Origin of the sequence: Micromonospora sp. CPCC 206060 (assembly GCF_036906895.1) — a bacterium.
In the GTDB taxonomy this organism is placed as follows: domain Bacteria; phylum Actinomycetota; class Actinomycetes; order Mycobacteriales; family Micromonosporaceae; genus Micromonospora.
This window is the reverse complement of sequence record NZ_JBAKHU010000008.1, coordinates 111,479-130,002: the sequence shown is the minus strand read 5'-3', so window position 1 is coordinate 130,002 and position 18,524 is coordinate 111,479. Positions and strand designations below refer to the sequence as shown.

The following is an 18,524-nucleotide window of genomic DNA, read 5'->3' as shown; positions in this document are numbered from 1 at the left end:
CCGTTGTCGGCTGGGCCAGCTCACCTGAGGACCCAGCGATGGTCGCGGTACCGAGCGCCGGAACCGGTCATCCCGGCTGTTCGTTCCCGTGGTTCGGATTGTCGCCGGACTCCGTCGCCGTCTCGGGCGCGGATTCGGCATCGAGCAGGCGCGCGGCCTCGGTACGGCCGCGCCGGGTGCCGGACTGGTAGGAACTCATCATCCGGCGTACCTGCTCGGGTGGTCGTGGTGCGTCCCTCTCCTCGGCCGCGCCGTCCGACGCGCCCTCGTCCCGCAACTCCGGCGCCAGGTTGGCCTGCCGGACCCGGACCGGCAGGCCGGATTCCGTCTTGACGTCGGAGGTCGACCGCTGCGGCAGCCCGCCCGGCGCGGGGATACCAGACGCCGTCGGCTCCGAGTCGGCCGGCGCGCCGGTGACCCGCGTCGTACGCGGCACGGTGACCGGCAGACCCGTCGGGTACGTCGGTCCGTCCAGCGCCGGGTTGTCCACCAGCCGACGGGGCCGGACGGGCAGGGACTGGTCGTCGGTGGTCGGCGCGGCCCGGGGCAACGGCGGAATGGTCCGGGACCGGGTCGGAAGCTGGTCCGGCTCGGTCAGGGCAGCGGTCGACGGGGCCGCTCCGGAGTGGCTGCTGGCGGCCACCGGGGTGGCGGGACGGGCCGGGACGGACGCGGCCGGACGCGGCCCGTCCCCACCCGACACGGCGACCGGGAACCCGCCGGACGACTCCGCGTCCGGACCGCTGTCGGTGACCAGCCCGGACGGGACGAGCACCACGGCCGTGGTGCCGCCGTACGGCGACTCCCTGAGCTGGACCCGGACACCGTGCCGCTCGGTCAGCCGGCTGACCACGTACAGACCGAGCCGGGTCGCGTTGGCCAGGTTCAACTCGGAGTGGTCGACGATGCGGGCGTTGGCGGCGGCGAGATCGTCCTCGCTCATCCCCAGCCCACGGTCCTCGATCTCGATGACGAAACCGGTGGCCACCATCTGGCCCCGCACCTCGACGGTGGTGTGCGGCGGCGAGAAGGACAGCCCGTTCTCGATCAGCTCGGCGAGCAGGTGGATGACGTCGCCGACCGCCCGGCCGGCCAGCGCCACCGGGCCCAGGGGCAGCACGTTGACCCGGGTGTAGTCCTCGACCTCGGCCACCGCGCCGCGGACGACGTCGACCATCGGCACGTTACGCCGCCATGCCCGGCCGGGCGTGGAGCCGGAGAGGACGATCAGGTTCTCCGCGTTACGCCGCATCCGGGTGGCCAGGTGGTCGACCCGGAACAGGTCCTCCAGCTCCTCGGCATCGTTCTCGCGCCGTTCCATCGCGTCCAGCAGGGTCAGCTGCCGGTGTACCAGCGCCTGGGTACGCCGGGCCAGGCTGAGGAAGACGTCCCGGACGTTACGCCGCAGTTCCGCCTGCTCGACCGCGGTCCGCACCGCGGTCTCCTGCACGGCGTTGAACGCCTTACCCACCTGGCCGATCTCGTCGTCACCGAACTCCAGGGGCGGCGCCTCGGTGGCGACGTCCACCTCCTCGCCCCGACCGAGCCGCTCCACCACACCGGGCAACCGCTCGTTGGCCAGCCGCCAGGCGGCGCCACGGAGTCGTTCCAGCTCACGCAGGAGGGCCCGGGCGGTGGAGATCGACACCACGATCGAGGCGATGACCGTGATCAGGCCCAGACCGGCGGCAAGCACCATCCGGACGATGACCCCGGCGGCAACCGGGACGGCCCGGTCGACCAGGGCGTCCCCGCCGGTGAGAATGAGTTCCTGCTGGGCGTCGAGGGACGGATCGATCGCGGCCCGCCACTCGGCGAGGGTCACCGGCAGGGCGGCGCCGGCCCGGGCGTCCCGGATGATCCGGTCCTCCAGCGCCCGGAAGCGGGTGAACGCCTCACCGGCCACCATCTGCTCGTACCTGGCCCGCTCGGTGCCGGGCAGTTCGGCGACCGCCTCACCGGCGAGGAAGCGCTGGGCGCCGATCAGCCGGGCGAAGCGGGCGTACTCCTCGCCGGTCATCCGCTCGGCGACCAGTGAACCGGTGAGCAGCGCGTCCTGCTGGGACATCAGCTCGCGGACCCGGACCAGCTGGATCAGGGCACTGGTGTCCTTGGCGATCTGCTCGTCGTCCACCTTGCTCAGTGCGCCGTACATCCGGAAGATCGAGTCGAGCACGTCGGTGTAGGCCCGGGCGGCGCCGGCCCGGTCGACCGCGCCCTCCTGCACCGACCGGCGGATCTCCGACAGCCGGTCGAGCCGGGCGAGGGTGTCCCGGATCCGGAGGGAGAGTTCGTCGGTGGCGGCCACGTCGACCCGCCAGTCCCGCACGGACTCCCGGAACTTCACGCTCAGCGCCTCGGTACGCGGGACCTGGGACTGCAACTCGGCCCGCCGCTGTGGGCCCGGCTTGGCCAGGTAGGCCACCGACAGCCGCCGTTCGGACTGCAACTCGGCCAGCAGGGGTTCACTGGGCTGGGCGATGCGACTGTCCAGGCTCTGCACCCAGAGCAGGTTGAGGCCGTCCCGGAGGGTGACCCACGCCGCGAAGGCCCAGAGCGCCGCCAGTGAGACGAGCAGAGCAACGACTTTGGTACGCAGACTCGCACTGCGGGAACCCATTACACCGTCCCTGGCCGGGGCTGTCCGGAATAGCGGCGAGCCGTACGCATGGGCGCGTACGCTTCGACCCCGGCGCACGCTAGCAGTGTCGGGAGTGTCACTCAAGCGCTCCTGATCATGCCGCTTCCATCGTGCAACCGATGGGGAACCGACAGTGCCGAAGTGACGAGGTCCGACCTGGCCTGGGCAAGCTGCCAGACAGCCAGTGTGGCCGCGCGCACAATCCGCACCGGATGGTAGAGATCCTTGTCATGCCAGAGCGGAGGGGCCACCGTGGCGTCACTGAACGACATCAGGTCGTCGGCGGCGGCGAGGTACCGCAGCCCGGATGCCACCGCGACGCGGACCCCGGGCCGGTCCTCCCGGGCCACCCCGAGCAGTACGTGCAGCGCGTACGCCGTTTCCTCCACGGTGCCGCCCCACCGCCCCCACGATCCGTCGGCGTGCTGGCTGGCCACCACCCAGTCGATGGCCCGGCCGAGCGACCAGGCGGTGACCGGGATGTCCGGGGCGTACCCGTCGAGGGCGAGCGCCGCGCAGAAGGTGGCGTAGTAGGGCGAGGAGTGCCAGCGGTCCGACCAGGAACCGTCGGCCTGCTGCCGGTCCAGCAGCCACCGGGTGAGCCGGTGGACGGTGGAGCGGTGCCGGACGGCGGCACGGACATCGTTCGCCACGTGCCAGCCGAGCGCCTCCAGGACGTGCGCGTTGGTGGTGATCGACCAGCCGTCCTCCCCCTGCCAGGTGCAGAAGTGCTCACCGGTGTCGTAGCCGGTGAGGCAGGCGGGGTCGACCGGGTGGCCGAGCCGGGCCAGCGCGTAGAGGGTGACCGAGGTGGTGTCCGCGTCGGTCGGCAGCCCCGGCCCGGTGGTCGTGCCGGCCGCACCGAGGGTGGCACCGAGCCCGGCCAGCAGCTTCGGTGACACGGCCAGCGGTACCCCGGCCCGGACCAGCGTGCTGAGCACCCAGGCCCGTTCGAAGACGGTGATCGGCGTGGTGCAGGGCACCGGGCCGCCCTGCCGCCGCACGGTGTCCTCCAGATAGGTCAGCACGGAACGGTCGTGGGCGCTGGTGGGGGGACCACCGAGCCAGGCCACGGTCGCCGCTGGTGAGGCACCCACCGCACCGGCCACCGGGGACACCCCCGGGTGCCGGCACGCGGCGCCGCCCAGTACCTCAAGGGCGTGCAGCAGTTTCTGGGGCAGCGGCGCGCCGGCCGCCAGCAGCCGGCCGATCGAGGCAAGCCGCTCCGGTCCGATGCCGGCCGGCAGCGGGAACCGGCCCGCGTTCCGCCAGGTGTCGAGCCCCGGCTGGTGCTGGTGGCGCAGCCGGTCGAGGTGCCCGTTGAGCCGGGCTACCAGCGCCGGCACGATCAGGTCCACCGCCGGGGTGTCGGGCACCTCGTGACCCGCGCCCAGCCGGTCGTGGAGGGCCCGCAGACCACGGTCGGCCGCGCCGACCAGCTCCGCCCGCAACGGCTGCCGGCCCGGGACGTCGGTCTCGCCGGGCAGCTGGGCCAGCAGCGCCTCGACGGCGCTCAGGGTCGGCACCACCGCGTACCCGCCCGGGGCGCCCCAGCCGCCGTCCGCGCGCTGCCCGGCGAGCAGGTAGTCCAGCCGGGCGGTGTGCCCCGGCAACCATGGCGCCGAGGCGACCAGCCGGGCGGTCTCGTAGACCGACGGACTGACCAGCCCGGGGGGCTCCAGCACCATGGAGGTGACGAGTTCCCGGGCCGCCGTGGCGACGGTGGCCTCGGTGGAGCAGGGGACCGGGGTGGACATGACGTGGTCCCGCACAGCCGTCACCGCACTCCCCAGAAGTCGGTCGTACGGTAGAAGCCGCTGCTGTACCCGAGCTGCCGGGCCAGGTAGGCGGCCTGGACCGGGCAGGTCACGGTCAGTGGGGCCAGCAGGTCACGGGACCGGTCGACCAGGGCGTCGATCCGGTGCCGCACCTCGGCCCGGTCGGCCACCAGCATCAGCGCGTTGAGGTCGCCCCAGCGCAGGTCACGCTCGTAGGTGCCCAGGTCGTTGACGAGCCGCAGCACCTGCTGCACGACCCCGCTGGCGGCAACGAGATCGTCGAGGTGGGCCGCGGTCGTCGGGTCACCGGTGTGGATCCAGTGGGTGACGTTGACGAAGGTGGCGCCGAGGTTGTCGGCGTTGTCGAGATACTCGTCGAGGGTCGGCACCACCGCCGGGCCGCCCTTCTCGGCGGTGGTGCTCTTCCAGACCCACTCCCGGGCCATCGCGCTCACCATCCGGGCCAGCTCCGCGCGCCAGACCCCACGCAGCGCCGGGTACGTCGGTGCAGTGGCCAGCTCGTCGCGCAGTTCGGCCAGGAACCGGGCCAGCGGCTGGTCCGCCGGTGGCGCGGCACCATCGGCGACCGCCAGTGCCGCGTCGACCAGGCGGTCCACCTCGGCGGCCGAGGTCGCCACCCGGTCCACCAGCCAGTCGACGGCGAAGCCCCAGAGCACCGTCCGGTTGGTCAGCCTCAGCTGCTCCTCGGTGCACCACGGTGCACCGAACGCGATGGCCATGGCGATGCTGCTGAACAGCGTCGCGTCGAACGGGTCGGCGGGAAAGAGGTCGCGGTGGTCGACGGCGCAGCGCTGGAGATCCCGTTGTCCACGGGCGACCAGCGCGCAGATCCGTCCCTGCTCGGTCGCCGTACCGATCTGGTCGTCGACGACCGGGGGCCGGCCCGGCCACGCCAGCGCGTCGGCGTACGACGGGGTCACCTGGCCCGGTCCGGCGGGGAGCACCGTGCTGGTCTGGTCGGGCCCGGACAGGCCGACGTTGGGTACCACGTTCACGCGTCCACGACCTGCCCGAGCGGAAGCAGGTGGAGCTCGACCCGCTCGCCGGGCCGCAGCGAGGCCGCCAGCTGCGGCCGGGGCATACCCCGCTCGCGCAGCCGGAAGCGGTACCTGCTCAGCAGGGTGGCGACGATCAGCGGTGCCTCCAGCGCGAACAGGTACATCCCGATGCACTGGTGCGCCCCACCGCCGAACGGGTAGTAGGCGTAGCGGTGCGGGCGACGCGGCTGGTCCGGTCCGAACCGCTCCGGGTCGAAGACGTCCGGTCGGTCCCAGTACCGGGAGAGCCGCTGGGTGACGTACGGGCTGAGCACGACCGTCCCGCCAGCCTTGATCCGGGTGTCACCGATCACGTCGTCGGCCAGGGCGGTACGCGGTACCAGCCAACCCGAGGGGTACATCCGGACCAGCTCGTCGAGGACCATCCTGGTGTAGCGCAGCTCGCCGAGCTGCTCGCGGTTGATCACCTCCCCCGGGCGGACCACCCGGTCGAGTTCGGCGTAGAGCCGCTCGGCGATCTCCGGGTGCTCGTCGAGGATCGGGAAGAGCCAGGTGAGCACCACGTACGTGGTCTCGGTGGTGGTCGCGAAGATCGAGACGAGGTCGTCGCGGACCCGCTGCTCGGCCAGCTCCCGGCCGGCGTCGTCGCGGGCCGAGGCGAGGGTGGCCAGGATGTCGTCGCCACCGGACGGGTGGGTGCGTTCGCGACGGACCAGCGGCAGCAGGATCTCGTCGATGTTGGACACCGCCTGCTGGAACGCCCGGTCGCCCGGCATCGGCACGGCGTCGGGCATGAACGGGGCGAGCAGCCGGAAGCGCAGTGAGGTGGCCACGACGTCCTGCTCCTGGACCACCCGGACCCCGTCGGCGACCGGGATCTTGTCACCGAAGAAGACCCGGATGACGGCCTGGCAGATGATCCGGGAGATCTCGGTGGCGGCGTCGACGGGCTGACCGGCGCGGGCGGGCTCGGCGAGCTCGTCCACCGCCTCGCTGATCGCTTCGCTCAGGTCGTCCACCATGGAGTCAATCCGCTTGGCGGTGAAGTGCGGTTGCAGCCGACGGCGGCTGGCCTCCCACTCCGGCCCCTCACCGAGGATGCCGTCCCCGGCCAGGCGGCGGACCGACTTCCACAGCATGCTGTTGCCGCCCCGCGAGTAGTTGGCGGCGTTGTCCCGCAGCACGTGCTGCACGTGCGCCGGCTCGGTGACCAGGTAGGGACGGATGCTGCCCAGGTTGAGCTGCACGACCTCACCGGCGGCGGCCTCCGCCACCTCGACCATCGTGCGCAACGGGTCGCGCAGCAGGCCCGGCAGGGTGCTGCGCAGGGAAATGACCTGGGCGGCCCGACCGGCTCCGACGGACGTCACCTCAGCCATGACACCTGCACTGGTGCTCCTCGCGATCACAGCCACGCGCCTGGTCAGCGATGCGTGGCGGCATGGTCATTCCCTGTTACGTCCTCGCGAGCATGCCATCACCGGCCCGAGTTCTCTAGAGGTGACGCGAAGAAAGTTCGCCGACAGTGACCGCTCCTCCACAGTGGAGGACGTTCCCTGGTCAGCCGCTCAGCGGACGACGGTACCGCCACTCGTCGGCCATCGGGCGGTAGCCGAACCACCGGTTGATCGCCAACATCGGCTCGTTCGCGGCGTCGTTGTTGGTGAACGCCCACCGGTACCCGCCGGCCCGGGCCCGCCGCAACGAGTCGTGCTTGACCAGTTTGGCCAGACTCTGACCACGGAACTCCCGCCGGGTCCCGGTCATCCCCGACCAGTACCGCTCGCGCCCGTCGGTCACCACGATCGTGAAGGCCGCCACCGCGTCGTCCACCAGGGCCACCGTGGACAGGCCCCGGTCCAGGTCCGGCCGTTCCCAGCGGAGCGCCAACCAGTCCTCGTACGAGATCTCCACGGTCGCCACGTCACCCGGTTCGTCGCGGGCCGCCTCCAGATCCGCCTCGTACAGCGGCCGGGGATCGGTGGCGAACTCGACGGCGGTGACCAGTCGCACCGCGTCCCGGGGAGTGGGAGCCGGGCGCAGCGCCCGGGACGCGATATCCAGCCGCTGGAAGCGGGCCTGCCGACCGCGCTGGTACCCGTGCCGCTCGGCGAAGGCCATCGAGTCGGCGTCACCGCCTACCCAGGAGTGCACCACCCGGGCGTCGAGCCCGGTGAGGTACTCCTCGGCGGCGGCGAGCAGCACCGTACCCGCGCCACGACCCCGCCGCTCGGGGTGCACCGAGACGTTGGCGAAGGCCAGCCCCGGTTCCTCGGTCTCGAAGAGCAGTCCGGCCCGGGCCGCCCCGAGGATCTCGCCGTCGGCCTCGGCCACGAGCAGTCGGTAGCGCTGGGCCTCCGGCGCGGAGGTGACCTGCCAGGCGATCGCCTCGGCGGTCAGGACGTGGTACGGCATCGCCGCCCGGAACACGTCGGCGACCCCGACCGCATCCGCCGGCTCGAAATCACGGATGTTGATGCTCACAGGCGGCAAGCTACCGGAGACGGGCGCCCAGCGCCCAGATCTTTCCACCGGCGGAAACACTCTGCCGGTGGGATGACCGGGCGCGGCCCGCCGGCCTGTGCCACGCTCATGGCATGGACGACAGGACGATTCTGAGCCGGATCAGCGAGTTGGTGGACGAGGAGCACCGGCTTCGGGCGCAGGCCCAGTCGGCACAGGTGGGCACGGACCCCGACGCCGACCGGCTGCGCGAACTGGAGGAGTCCCTCGACCAGTGCTGGGACCTGCTGCGCCGCAGGCGTGCCGCGCGCGCCAGCGGCGAGGACCCGGAGGCCACCGGCAGCCGGCCGAAGTCGGAGGTGGAACGCTACCTCCAGTGATCCGCCGGGTCAGCCGGCGAGCACCGCGGCGACCGCCGGGATCAACCCCTCGGCGGTACGCGTCGGCGCGTACCGGGTCTCCGGCCAACGCCGCCCCCGGCACAGCCAGACACTGGGCAGTCCGGAGGCCGCCGCGCCCCCGATGTCGGACTCCGGCCCGTCACCCACCACCCACGCCCGGCGCAGCGGGAGCCGGACCCGTTGGGCGGCGAGTACGAAGATCCGTGGGTTGGGCTTACTGACCCCGGCCTCCTCCGAGATGATCCAGTCGGCCAGGTACCGGTCCAGGCCGGTCCGCCGGATCTTCTCGTCGTCCCGGCGCACCGAACCGTTGCTGACCACCACCGGCGTCCAGCCGGCCTCCCGGGCGATCCGCAGCGCACAGGCCACCAACGGATCGAGCCGGAGCTGGGCGACCACACCGTCGTGCAGCTCCTCGACCAGGTCGAGGGAGGGGATCCGTAACCGGTACCGGTTACGGACCGCGTCGGCGACGTCCCAGCAGTCGGTCAGCCCGTCGGCATCGACGGAGAGGAGCCAGTCGATGTCACCGGGGGGCGCGTCTATCTCCGCAAGGAACCGCTGCCCCCAGGCGCGGAACGCGCCGGCCCGGTCCAGCAGGGTGTTGTCCAGGTCGAGGAGCAACAGTGGCACTGCCGCAGGCTACGGGACACCTGGCATCGACAACAGCCCTTACGGTAACCGGAATCCGCCGGTCGGTCCGCCGATGACGGCGGCGGTCCGGGAACGGTGGGCAACAGCGACCGGTCAGGCGGGTACGACCCGTCGGGGCGCGCCCTGGTGCGGCAGCCGGTCGGCGAGCATCTGGTGCGCGGCCCGGGTGGCGGCGAGAACCGCCGGGTCGAGGTCGGCCACCAGCAGGTCCGCGCCGGTGTCCGCGCCCCGGGCGAGTACCCGCCCCTGCGGGTCGTAGATCGCCGCGCCCCCGTTGAACCGCCACGGCTCGGCGCCGCCCACCGCGTTGGCGAAGATCACGAACATGGTGTTGTCCAGCGCGCGGGCCGGATAGTAGAGATCACGGCGGTGCTCCGAGCCGACCAGGTAACCACTCGGGCAGAGGTAGCCGTGCGCACCGTCGCCAGCCGCCGCCCGGCCGTGCTCGGGGAAGCAGCCGTCGTAGCAGATGCCGAGACCGAACCGCCAGCCGTCGAGCGACAGGGTGGCGCCCCGGTCACCGCGGACGAACAGGGCGGTCTCGTCGGCCCACAGATGCTGCTTGTCGTAGCCGACGACGACCTGCCCGTCCCGCCGGACGACCAGCGAGGAGCAGGTGCGTCGGCCGTCCGGGTGGCGGACCGCGGCGCCGACGACGGTCACCACGCCGGTCTCCCGGGCCGCGGTACGCAGCACGTCCAGGCGGGCATCCGCGACCCCGCCGGTCGGGTCGGCGGCGACGTCCACGGCCACGCCGTCGGCGAGGGTCGGCGGGTGGTACGCCGGCAGGAACAGCTCGGGCAGCACCAGCAGGACGGCACGGGCGGTGCCGGCCCGACGGACCAGATCGGCTGCGGCGAGCGCATTGCCGGCGACGTCACCGGGCACCGGCTCGGCCTGGCCGGCGGCCACCCGCAGCGGCGTGCTCGGTACGGTGGGCCCAGGCAGCGTCGCACCGGCGTCAGGCAGCACAGTCATCCGGCGATGGTAGCGACGGGACGGTCCGGCCGACCCGGGCAGGAGCAAGCCGTACGTACGGTTTGCACAGCGCAACGCCACCTGCCACGATCTACCCGTGCCCAGGGTAAGCCAGAACCAGCTCGACGCCCGCCGCCAGGAGATCCTCGCCGCGGCGCGGGCCTGCTTCGCCCGGCACGGGTACGAGGGCGCCACGGTACGCCGGCTGGAGGAGGCGACCGGACTGTCCCGGGGCGCGATCTTCCACCATTTCCGCGACAAGGACTCGCTCTTCCTCGCGGTGGCCGAGGACGATGCGGTCGCCATGGTGGAGACGGTCGCCCGCAACGGTCTGGTGCAGGTGATGCGGGACCTGCTGGCCCGGGCCGTCTCGCCGGACACCACCGGCTGGCTCGGCAGCCAGCTGGAGGTGTCCCGCCGGCTGCGCACCGACCCGGCGTTCGCCCGGCGCTGGGCCGAACGCTCCGCCGCCATCGCCGCCGCCACCCGGGACCGGCTGGCCCGGCAACGCGACGCCGGGGTACTCCGCGACGACGTACCGATCGACGTGCTCGCCCAGTTCCTGGAGCTGGCCTACGACGGCCTGGTGCTGCACCTGGCCATGGGTCGACCAGCCGGTGACCTCGGCCCGGTGCTCGACCTGGTCGAGGAGGCCGTGCGGCGCCGGTGAGGCCGCCCGCTGTCGGCGTCCAGGACCGGCCCAGCGCTCCACCGCTGGTAGGGCCCGATCGACGTGCTGGCGTAGCTGTTCCACAATGGGGACGCGATCCCTCGCGCGACAGGAGCACACCTTGACCGTCCTCACTGCCCCGGGCGACACCTGGGGGATCCCCGGCCCGACCTTCCTCGCCCTCTACCTGGGCGCCGCCGCCCTGATCGTCTTCGTCTCCCTCATCTGGCGGAAGGTACTCTTTGCCGGCCGGAACGCGTGCGACGCCGACCAGCTCGGCCCGCAACAGGTCGCCTATCTCAACGGCGGTGCCCGGACGGCCCTCTACGCCGCCCTCGGTGGGCTGCGCGCCGCCGGGGCCGTCGGCGCCACCCGGGACCGGCGGCTCGCCGTCACCGGACCGCTGCCCGCCGGGGTGACCCCGCTGGACCGGGCCGTCTACCAGGCGGCCGGGAACCGGGTCCGGACCCGTGACCTGACCGGTGACCTGGCGGTCGTCGGCGCGCTGGCCCAGCTCCGGGCCGGGCTGGCACAGCGGGGTATGGCGCTCGGCCCCGGCCAGCGCGCCGCCGCCCGGATCGGCTCGCTGCTCCTGCTCGGCCTGCTGCTGATCGGCGGGCTGCGGCTGGGCTTCGGGCTGGCCGGCGGGAAGCCGATCGGCTTCCTGGTGCTCAGCATGGTGGCGGTGTTCTTCTTCTTCCTGGTGCAGATGCGCGCGCCGTACAGCACCCGGGCCGGTCGGGCGGCCCTGCGGAACCTACGCAGCCGGTACGCCCATCTCGCCCCGTCCACGGCCCCGGCCTACTCGTCGTACGGCGCCGCCGGGGCCGCGATGGGTGTGGCGCTCTTCGGTGCCGCCACGCTCTGGGCACTGGACCCCGGCTTCGCGGCCGAGGCCGAGATCCAGCGGCAGGCCGCCGGAAGCAGCGGCAGCAGCGGCGGTGGCGGGGACAGCGGCGGCGGGGATGGCGGTGGCAGTTCCTGCGGTGGTGGTGGCGGCTGCGGCGGCGGGTGCGGCGGGTGCGGGGGATGATCCCCGAGGCGTACGGGGTGGGCATCGGCTGGCGACCGGAGATATCCGGCTTCTTCGCCGACCTGCCCGGCCTGCGCTTCGTCGAGGTGATCGCCGAGTCGGTGCCGCCGACCGGTCCGCTCCCCACCGGCCTGGCCGGGCTGCGGGACCGGGGCGTCACCGTCGTGCCGCACGGCGTACGGCTCTCCCTCGGCGGCGCGGAACCGGTCGAACCGGCCCGGGTCACGCGGTTCGCCGCCGTCGCCGAGCAGCTCGACGCACCGCTGGTCAGTGAGCACATCGCCTTCGTCCGGGCCGGAGGGCTGGAGGCCGGTCACCTGCTGCCGCTGCCCCGCAGCCGGGAGGCGGTCGACGCGGTGGTCGCCAACGTCCGGCGGGTACAGGCGGAGCTGTCGGTACCGATCGCGCTGGAGCCGATCGCCGCGCTCTTCGACTGGCCGGACGACGAACTGGACGAGGCGGACTTCCTCACCGAGATCCTGGACCGTACCGACGCGCTGCTCCTGCTCGACGTGGCCAACGTGTACGCCAACGCCCGCAACCGGGGCACCGACCCGACCGCGCTGCTGGACCGGCTGCCGCTGGAGCGGGTCGGGTACGTCCACGTGGCCGGTGGCACCGAACACGACGGCGTCTACCACGACACGCACACCCATCCGGTCCCCGCAGCGGTCCTCGACCTGATCCGGGAGCTGTGCGCCCGGCACCGCCCACCGGCGCTGCTGCTGGAACGCGACGGGGCGTACCCGCCGGCGCCGGAACTCCGCGCCGAGCTGGACGCCATGGCCGCCGCCTCCGGCTACCCCACGGTCACGTGAGCGGGGATCTCGCCGCCCGGCAGGCAGCCCTGGTCGCCGCGCTGGTCGCCGGTGCCGACGTACCCGATGGTTTCGATGTCCGGCTGGTCGGGGTGGCGCGGGTCGCGTTGCTGCGCAAACGGGCCGGCGAGGTGGCCCGGCACTGGCCGTTGCTCGCCGCCGGGCTGGGCACCCGGTGGCCGGGGGTCTTCCTCGACTGGGCGGCCGGCCGACCCACCGGAGGCGGCCTGCGCGACGGCTGGGACCTGGCCCGCACGCTGCGCGACCAGGGGACGCTGCCGCTGCTCGGTGCCGATGAGCTCGCCGTCCGGGAGGCCACCGCCCGGTACGACGGCGTCGACCCACCCCGGCCACGTCGGTGTCCGGCACTGGTCCGGGCCGGTGGCGCCGTCGCCGTCCAGGTCGCCGGTCGGGTACGCCTGTTGCGCCCGGCCCGGAATCGCTGACCCCTGGCGGATACGGCAGGATCACCGGCATGGATCTCGGACTGACCGACCGGGTGTACGTGCTGACCGGGGCGTCCCGGGGGCTCGGATTCGCCACCGCCGAGTGCCTGGTCGCCGACGGCGCGCGGGTGGTGCTCTCCGCCCGGGACGGGGCGCGGGCCGCAGCCGCCGCCGAGCAGCTCGGCGGACCGGAGCACGCGGTGGCCATCGGCGCCGACCTGGCCGACCCGGCCACCCCACAACGGCTGGTGGAGACCGCCCGGGCCAGCTTCGGCCGGCTGGACGGGGCGCTCATCTCGGTCGGCGGTCCCCCGCCGGGTAGCGCGTCGGCCGCCACCGACGAGCAGTGGCGGCACGCCTTCGAAACCGTCTTCCTCGGCACCGTGCGTACCGCCCGGACCATCGCCGCCGAACTGCCGGCGGGCGGGGCGATCGCGCTGGTGCTCTCCACCTCGGTCCGGACCCCGATCGGCGGTCTCGGCATCTCCAACGGGTTGCGCCCCGGTCTCGCCGGGGTGGCCAAGGACATGGCCGACGAGTACGGCCCCCGGGGCGTCCGGCTGGTGGGGCTACTGCCGGGGCGGATCATGACGGACCGGAACCGGGAACTCTTCGCCGCCAGTGGCGACCCGGAGCGGGCCCGGGCCGAGGCGGAGGCGGGGATACCGCTGCGCCGGATCGCCGAGCCGGCCGAGTTCGGCCGGGTCGCCGCGTTCGTCCTCTCCCCCGCCGCGAGCTACCTGACCGGGGTGACCGTCCCGGTGGACGGCGGCGCGCTGCGGGGGCTGTGATGGCCGACGACCCGGGTGGCGGGACGGCACGCCAGGGCGCCGGCGCGGCCGGGTCGGCGGGCGCAGGCGGGGCGCGGTCCGGGTCGACCGGTCCGTCCGGGCCCACCTTCGCCCGACCGACCCCGGCGCAGTTGCGCGCGGCGGTCGACCGCACCATCCCGGACGTCATCGCCCCCGGCCTGTCCGTACTCTTCGCCGGGATCAACCCCGGCCTCTACTCTGGCGCCACCGGCTGGCACTTCGCCCGCCCCGGCAACCGGTTTTGGCCGGCGCTGCACCGGGGCGGTTTCACCCCCCGCCAGCTGCACCCGAGCGAGCAGGACGAACTTCCCCGGTACGGGGTGGGCATCACCAACCTGGTGGCCCGGACCACCGCCCGGGCCGACGAGCTGAGCACGGAGGAGCTGGTCAGCGGCGCGGCGATCCTGGTCGCCAAGGCCGAGCGGTACCGGCCACGGTGGGTGGCGATCGCCGGCATCACCGCCTACCGGACCGGCTTCGGGCGGCCCCGGGCGGTTTTCGGCCCGCAACCGGAAACCCTCGGTGGCGCCCGGCTCTGGGTGCTGCCCAACCCGAGTGGCCTGAACGCCCACTACACGGCTGAGACGCTGGGCGCTGCCTTTGCGGAGCTGAGGGCCGCCGCGACGGCACCGGAGTGACCGCACCGGGGGCCGCACCGCCGCAGCCGGCCGGGCCGGCTGCGGCGGGGATCAGTTCGGCGAGGGCGCGGGCGGTGGAGCGCCGTCGGTGACGTACTCCCGTAACGGCAGACCGGGGACCGGGTCGGGGCCGGTCGCGTCGAGGAAGGGGCGGGGCGAGTCGGCGACCGCGAACTGGGTGCGGTACAGCTCGGCATAGAGCCCGCCCACCGCGACCAGTTCCTCGTGCCGGCCCCGCTCGACGATGCGACCATCGTCGAGCACCAGGATCTGGTCGGCGTCCCGCACGGTGGAGAGTCGGTGCGCGATCACCAGCGCGGTCCGGCCGGTCAGCGCCACCGCCAAGGCCCGCTGCACCGCCGCCTCCGACTCGGAGTCCAGGTGGGCCGTTGCCTCGTCGAGAATGACGATCGACGGCGCCTTGAGCAGCAGCCGGGCGATCGCGAGACGCTGCTTCTCCCCACCGGAGAACCGGTAGCCCCGCTCGCCGACCACCGTCTCCAGCCCGTCGGGCAGGGCCCGGACCAACCCGTCGACCTGGGCACCGGCCAACGCCGCCCAGATCTCATCGTCGGTGGCGTCGGGTTTGGCGTACCGCAGGTTCTCCGCGATGGTCTCGTGGAACAGGTGGGAGTCCTGGGTGACCACGCCGATCTCGTCGCGCAGCGACGCCAGCGTCGCGTCCCGGACGTCCACCCCGCCGACGAGGACCTGCCCGTCGGTGACGTCGTAGATCCGGCTGACCAGCATGGAGGTGGTGGACTTGCCGGCACCGGACGGCCCGACCAGGGCCACCATCCGCCCCGGCTCGACAGCGAAGGACACCCCGCGCAGCACCGGCTCGGAGAGCGTCCGGTCCAGCGTGGCGACATCCTCCAGCGAGGCGAGGGAGACCTCGGCCGCCGACGGGTAGCGGAAGTGCACGTCGCGGAACTCCAGCCGGCCGTCACCGCGCGGGATGGTCACCGCGTCCGGCCGCTCGGTGATGCCCGGGGTGAGGTCGAGCACCTCGAACACCCGGTCGAAGGAGACCAGCGCGCTCATCACGTCGACCCGGACGTTGGACAGCGCGGTCAACGGGCCGTAGAGGCGGGTGAGCAGCAGGGCCAGGGTGACCACGGTGCCGGCGCTGACCGCGCCGGTGACCGCGAGCCAGCCACCGAGGCCGTAGGTGAGTGCCTGGGCCAACGAGGCGACCAGCAGCATCGCCACGAAGAAGGTCCGGGAGTACATCGCCGACTGGATGCCGATGTCCCGAACCCGCTCGGCCCGCTGGGCGAACCGCTTCGCCTCGACCTCCGGCTGGCCGAAGAGCTTGACCAGCAGCGCACCGGCCACCCCGAACCGCTCGGTCATGGTCGCGTGCATCTTGGCACCGAGGTCGTACGACTCCTTGGTGATCTCGGCGAGCCGCTTGCCGACCCGGCGGGCCGGGATGACGAAGACCGGCAGCATCACCAGGGACAGCAGGGTGATCTGCCAGGAGAGGGTGAGCATGACCCCGGCGGTGAGCACGAGCTGGATGACGTTGCTGACCACCCCGGAGAGGGTCGAGGTGAACGCCCGCTGGGCGCCGAGCACGTCGTTGTTGAGCCGGCTGACCAGCGCGCCGGTCTGGGTCCGGGTGAAGAACTGCAACGGCATCCGCTGGACGTGGTCGTAGACCTGGGTGCGCAGGTCGAGGATGATGCCCTCGCCGATGCGGGCCGAGTACCACCGCTGGGCCAGCGAGAGCAGGGCGTCGACCACGGCCAGTCCGGCGATGAACAGCGCCAGCCGGACGATGGTGCTGTCGGCTGACGGGCCGCCCCGGGTGATCGTGTTGATCACGTCACCGGCCAGGACCGGGGTGGCCACCCCGATGGCGGCGGCGAACACCACGGTGACCAGGAAGACCACGATGTCACGTCGGTACGGCCGGGCGAAGGCGACGATCCGGCCGGCGGTCCCCCGGCTCAGCCGGTGACCGGCCACCTCGTCGGAGTCCCGCATGGCCCGGAGCATGCTCCAGCCGCCCATGCCGCCACCACCGGGCATCGGATGGGACACTCGTCACCTCCGGGTCTGGATCGCAGGTCGTCGGGTCCTATTCTCCCGACGGCTGCGACAACCTCAGAAGTAACCCGGATCTTCCCGAACGGTCCTTACTGTTACCCGGGCGACGGCAGCCGACATCCACGCCGGTCGGACGAATTTCCGGCCCGCCCCCGCGCACTACTCGCCGACGCCCGCCAGATCACGCAGGCGTCGGGTCTGTGCCTCCCGCTCGGCCCGTTGCTGCTCGGCATGGGACCGCCCGGCGGCCCCGGCGAGCAGGGCCTTGATCTCGACCACCGCGTCCCGGGGGCCGGCGAGCAGCGCCGCCACGAGATCGGCGACCGCCGGGTCCAGCTCGGCGGCGGGCACGACCACGGTGGCCAGGCCCAGACGCTGGGCCTCGACCGCGTCCAGCCGTCGGCCGGTGGCGCAGATCTCCAGGGCCCGGGCGTAGCCGACCAGCTCCACCAGCCGTTTGGTACCGGCCAGGTCGGGCACCAGACCGAGGGTGACCTCGGCCATGGACAGCCGGGCGTCTTCGGCGAGTACCCGCAGGTCGCAGGCGAGCGCCAACTGGAAGCCGGCACCGATGGCGTGCCCCTGCACGGCGGCGACCGAGATGATGTCCGGGCGGTGCAGCCAGGTGAACCCGGCCTGGAACCCGGCGATCCGGTCCGCGCACTCCTGCGGGGTGAGCGCGGTCAACGCCGCGATCGAGCCCTCTCCCGTGCCCCGTACGACGGACAGGTCGAGCCCGGCGGAGAAGGACCGGCCCTCACCCCGGACGACCACGACCCGGACGTCACCGGGCAGGTCCCGGGAGAAGTCGTGCAGCGCCCGCCACATGGTGGGGGTCTGCGCGTTGAGGACGTCGGGCCGGCACAACGTGACCGTCGCAACCGGCCCTTCGCATTCCAGCCGGACGCCGGCGTCGGAGGTCATCAGAACCCCCGACGCGGGAGCGGCCCGGACCAGACATGTGGGCGGGTCACGCCTTCTTGCGCCGGCGGGCTCCGCCGCGCTGACGCAGTTGCACGCCGGACTCGGTAAGCACGCGGTGGATGAATCCGTAGGAACGGCCGGTAGAGGCCGCGAGAGCACGGATGCTCTCCCCGGAGGTGTACCGCTTGACCAGGTCCTTGGCGAGCGTCTGCCGCTCGGCCCCGACGATCCGGCGACCCTTCTCAGTGCTGGTGGCTGTGCCGGTGGCTGCCATGTTGATTCCTCACGTCCCAGACTGTGCGGTTCGATACGGTCCCACCTATTAGACCGCCTCGGACGATCATGCGCTAGATATCAACTCTTCGCCAACCGACACGCACAGCATTGTCAGCTTCCGGATAGCGTGACGATGAGACCGACTAATGGCGCGAATCGCCCCGCTGACGGGCCATCGAACCAGGGCCGTACCCTGCGCCGGTGATGGACCTCCTCAGCACGGCGGCCGGCGCGGCCGTCATCTTCGCCGGCACCGACATCGACGACATCATCGTGCTGACCGTGCTCTTCGTCGCGGCCCGTCGGGGCGGGCGCCCCCGCCCCGGGCAGATCGTCGCGGGGCAGTACCTCGGCATCGGCGCCCTGGTCGCGGCGAGCGCCGTGGTGGCGGCCGGGCTGCTGGTCGTACCCGACCCGTGGACCGGGTTGCTCGGCCTGCTGCCGATCGGGCTCGGGGTACGCGCCCTGCTCAGCGGGGACGACGACGAGACACCCGAGGTGGTCGGGGGCACCCTGGGCGTGGCCGGCGTGACCATCGCCAACGGCGCCGACAACATCGCGGTCTACGTGCCGGTGTTCCGGGCGCTCGGCCCCACCCAGACCGGGGTGTTCCTGCTGGTCTTCGTCGTACTGGTCGCGCTCTGGTGCGCGGCGGCCGCCTGGCTGGGCGGCCACCCCCGGGTGGTACGCCTGGTGGAGCGGGCCGGGCGCTGGCTGGTACCGGCGGTGTTCATCATGATCGGCCTGGTGATCCTGATCAGCTCCGGCGTACCGGCGAGGCTGCTGGAGTTGGCCGGCTGAGCCGGTGGGACGGGATGCCCTGCCGGTACCCCGATCACGGCCTGCCCGGTCCACCAGGACTGCCCCACCGGCACCCGGTCCCTGGCCTACCCGGCCACCGGGACTGCCCTGCCGCGC

General features: G+C 73.0%; 18 protein-coding genes. 8 read left to right on the top strand and 10 right to left on the bottom strand.

Going from position 1 to position 18,524, the window contains the following annotated elements; all coding sequences use genetic code 11:
• Positions 1–67: 67 nt before the first annotated feature.
• The 5 genes from V6U90_RS09400 to V6U90_RS09380 all read right to left on the bottom strand — a co-directional run bounded on the left by V6U90_RS09400 (position 68) and on the right by V6U90_RS09380 (position 7,922).
• Positions 68–2,620: a nitrate- and nitrite sensing domain-containing protein gene (locus V6U90_RS09400; RefSeq protein WP_334433475.1), complete on the bottom strand. Its 2,553-nt coding sequence runs from the start codon at positions 2,618–2,620 to the stop codon at positions 68–70.
• A gap of 101 nt (positions 2,621–2,721) precedes the next feature.
• Complete coding sequence (locus V6U90_RS09395) at positions 2,722–4,422, bottom strand: prenyltransferase/squalene oxidase repeat-containing protein (protein WP_334433473.1); 1,701 nt, start codon at positions 4,420–4,422, stop codon at positions 2,722–2,724.
• Positions 4,419–5,336 carry a terpene synthase family protein gene (locus tag V6U90_RS09390; protein WP_442933553.1) on the bottom strand — a complete coding sequence of 306 codons (918 nt, stop codon included), beginning with the start codon at positions 5,334–5,336 and terminating at the stop codon, positions 4,419–4,421. Before V6U90_RS09390 ends, V6U90_RS09395 begins: the two co-directional genes overlap by 4 nt.
• A gap of 95 nt (positions 5,337–5,431) precedes the next feature.
• Positions 5,432–6,721, bottom strand: coding sequence for a cytochrome P450 (locus tag V6U90_RS09385; RefSeq protein ID WP_334433515.1), 1,290 nt, complete (start codon positions 6,719–6,721; stop codon positions 5,432–5,434).
• Between the two features lie 277 nt (positions 6,722–6,998).
• A complete protein-coding gene (locus V6U90_RS09380) occupies positions 6,999–7,922 on the bottom strand; it encodes a GNAT family N-acetyltransferase (protein ID WP_334433471.1) in 924 nt (307 codons plus the stop codon).
• A 113-nt stretch (positions 7,923–8,035) separates the two neighbouring features.
• Between V6U90_RS09380 and V6U90_RS09375 the strand changes: the two genes are divergently transcribed.
• The gene (locus V6U90_RS09375; protein WP_334433469.1) at positions 8,036–8,281 is read left to right on the top strand and encodes a DUF2630 family protein; all 246 of its coding nucleotides are present in this window, start codon (positions 8,036–8,038) and stop codon (positions 8,279–8,281) included.
• A 9-nt stretch (positions 8,282–8,290) separates the two neighbouring features.
• Here V6U90_RS09375 and V6U90_RS09370 read toward each other — a convergent pair whose 3' ends face one another.
• Both V6U90_RS09370 and V6U90_RS09365 read right to left on the bottom strand, forming a co-directional pair.
• Entirely contained in the window at positions 8,291–8,935 is a 645-nt protein-coding gene (locus V6U90_RS09370; protein WP_334433466.1) for an HAD family hydrolase, read from the bottom strand.
• A gap of 114 nt (positions 8,936–9,049) precedes the next feature.
• Positions 9,050–9,934 carry a carbon-nitrogen hydrolase family protein gene (locus tag V6U90_RS09365; protein WP_334433464.1) on the bottom strand — a complete coding sequence of 295 codons (885 nt, stop codon included), beginning with the start codon at positions 9,932–9,934 and terminating at the stop codon, positions 9,050–9,052.
• 97 nt (positions 9,935–10,031) lie between these two features.
• Here V6U90_RS09365 and V6U90_RS09360 point away from each other — a divergent pair, with 97 nt between their 5' ends.
• The 6 genes from V6U90_RS09360 (at position 10,032) to mug (ending at position 14,351) form a co-directional block, all read left to right on the top strand.
• A complete protein-coding gene (locus V6U90_RS09360) occupies positions 10,032–10,604 on the top strand; it encodes a TetR/AcrR family transcriptional regulator (protein ID WP_334433462.1) in 573 nt (190 codons plus the stop codon).
• A 121-nt stretch (positions 10,605–10,725) separates the two neighbouring features.
• The gene (locus V6U90_RS09355) at positions 10,726–11,637 is read left to right on the top strand and encodes a TIGR04222 domain-containing membrane protein (RefSeq protein WP_334433460.1); all 912 of its coding nucleotides are present in this window, start codon (positions 10,726–10,728) and stop codon (positions 11,635–11,637) included.
• Complete coding sequence (locus tag V6U90_RS09350; RefSeq protein ID WP_334433513.1) at positions 11,634–12,455, top strand: DUF692 domain-containing protein; 822 nt, start codon at positions 11,634–11,636, stop codon at positions 12,453–12,455. The genes V6U90_RS09355 and V6U90_RS09350 overlap by 4 nt, the downstream gene beginning before the upstream one ends.
• Positions 12,452–12,901, top strand: coding sequence for a hypothetical protein (locus tag V6U90_RS09345; protein WP_334433457.1), 450 nt, complete (start codon positions 12,452–12,454; stop codon positions 12,899–12,901). The genes V6U90_RS09350 and V6U90_RS09345 overlap by 4 nt, the downstream gene beginning before the upstream one ends.
• Before the next feature lie 29 nt (positions 12,902–12,930).
• Complete coding sequence (locus V6U90_RS09340; RefSeq protein WP_334433454.1) at positions 12,931–13,692, top strand: SDR family oxidoreductase; 762 nt, start codon at positions 12,931–12,933, stop codon at positions 13,690–13,692.
• On the top strand, positions 13,692–14,351 hold the full coding sequence (gene mug / locus V6U90_RS09335; protein WP_334433451.1) for a G/U mismatch-specific DNA glycosylase: 660 nt from the start codon (positions 13,692–13,694) through the stop codon (positions 14,349–14,351). Before V6U90_RS09340 ends, mug begins: the two co-directional genes overlap by 1 nt.
• A 51-nt stretch (positions 14,352–14,402) precedes the next feature.
• On the opposite strand, the gene V6U90_RS09330 is transcribed toward mug, so the two are convergent.
• From V6U90_RS09330 to V6U90_RS09320, 3 genes are all read right to left on the bottom strand, one after another.
• Positions 14,403–16,388 carry an ABC transporter ATP-binding protein gene (locus V6U90_RS09330; RefSeq protein ID WP_334433511.1) on the bottom strand — a complete coding sequence of 662 codons (1,986 nt, stop codon included), beginning with the start codon at positions 16,386–16,388 and terminating at the stop codon, positions 14,403–14,405.
• A gap of 177 nt (positions 16,389–16,565) precedes the next feature.
• A complete protein-coding gene (locus V6U90_RS09325; protein WP_334433449.1) occupies positions 16,566–17,330 on the bottom strand; it encodes an enoyl-CoA hydratase/isomerase family protein in 765 nt (254 codons plus the stop codon).
• A gap of 46 nt (positions 17,331–17,376) precedes the next feature.
• The gene (locus V6U90_RS09320; RefSeq protein WP_007462679.1) at positions 17,377–17,604 is read right to left on the bottom strand and encodes a helix-turn-helix domain-containing protein; all 228 of its coding nucleotides are present in this window, start codon (positions 17,602–17,604) and stop codon (positions 17,377–17,379) included.
• A gap of 206 nt (positions 17,605–17,810) precedes the next feature.
• Here V6U90_RS09320 and V6U90_RS09315 point away from each other — a divergent pair, with 206 nt between their 5' ends.
• Positions 17,811–18,407 (top strand): cadmium resistance transporter, encoded by a 597-nt coding sequence (locus V6U90_RS09315; protein ID WP_334433509.1) that lies wholly within the window; start codon positions 17,811–17,813, stop codon positions 18,405–18,407.
• Positions 18,408–18,524: the final 117 nt, after the last annotated feature.

Excerpts from the sequence above, each read along its gene's own strand:
- V6U90_RS09400 (WP_334433475.1), bottom strand. The coding sequence starts at position 2,620 with ATGGGTTCCCGCAGTGCGAGTCTGCGTACCAAAGTCGTTGCTCTGCTC.
- V6U90_RS09385 (WP_334433515.1), bottom strand. The coding sequence starts at position 6,721 with ATGGTCGAGGTGGCGGAGGCCGCCGCCGGTGAGGTCGTGCAGCTCAAC.
- V6U90_RS09375 (WP_334433469.1), top strand. The coding sequence starts at position 8,036 with ATGGACGACAGGACGATTCTGAGCCGGATCAGCGAGTTGGTGGACGAG.
- V6U90_RS09365 (WP_334433464.1), bottom strand. The coding sequence starts at position 9,934 with ATGACTGTGCTGCCTGACGCCGGTGCGACGCTGCCTGGGCCCACCGTA.
- V6U90_RS09350 (WP_334433513.1), top strand. The coding sequence starts at position 11,634 with ATGATCCCCGAGGCGTACGGGGTGGGCATCGGCTGGCGACCGGAGATA.
- V6U90_RS09340 (WP_334433454.1), top strand. The coding sequence starts at position 12,931 with ATGGATCTCGGACTGACCGACCGGGTGTACGTGCTGACCGGGGCGTCC.
- mug (WP_334433451.1), top strand. The coding sequence starts at position 13,692 with ATGGCCGACGACCCGGGTGGCGGGACGGCACGCCAGGGCGCCGGCGCG.
- V6U90_RS09330 (WP_334433511.1), bottom strand. The coding sequence starts at position 16,388 with ATGCCCGGTGGTGGCGGCATGGGCGGCTGGAGCATGCTCCGGGCCATG.
- V6U90_RS09325 (WP_334433449.1), bottom strand. The coding sequence starts at position 17,330 with ATGACCTCCGACGCCGGCGTCCGGCTGGAATGCGAAGGGCCGGTTGCG.
- V6U90_RS09320 (WP_007462679.1), bottom strand. The coding sequence starts at position 17,604 with ATGGCAGCCACCGGCACAGCCACCAGCACTGAGAAGGGTCGCCGGATC.
- V6U90_RS09315 (WP_334433509.1), top strand. The coding sequence starts at position 17,811 with ATGGACCTCCTCAGCACGGCGGCCGGCGCGGCCGTCATCTTCGCCGGC.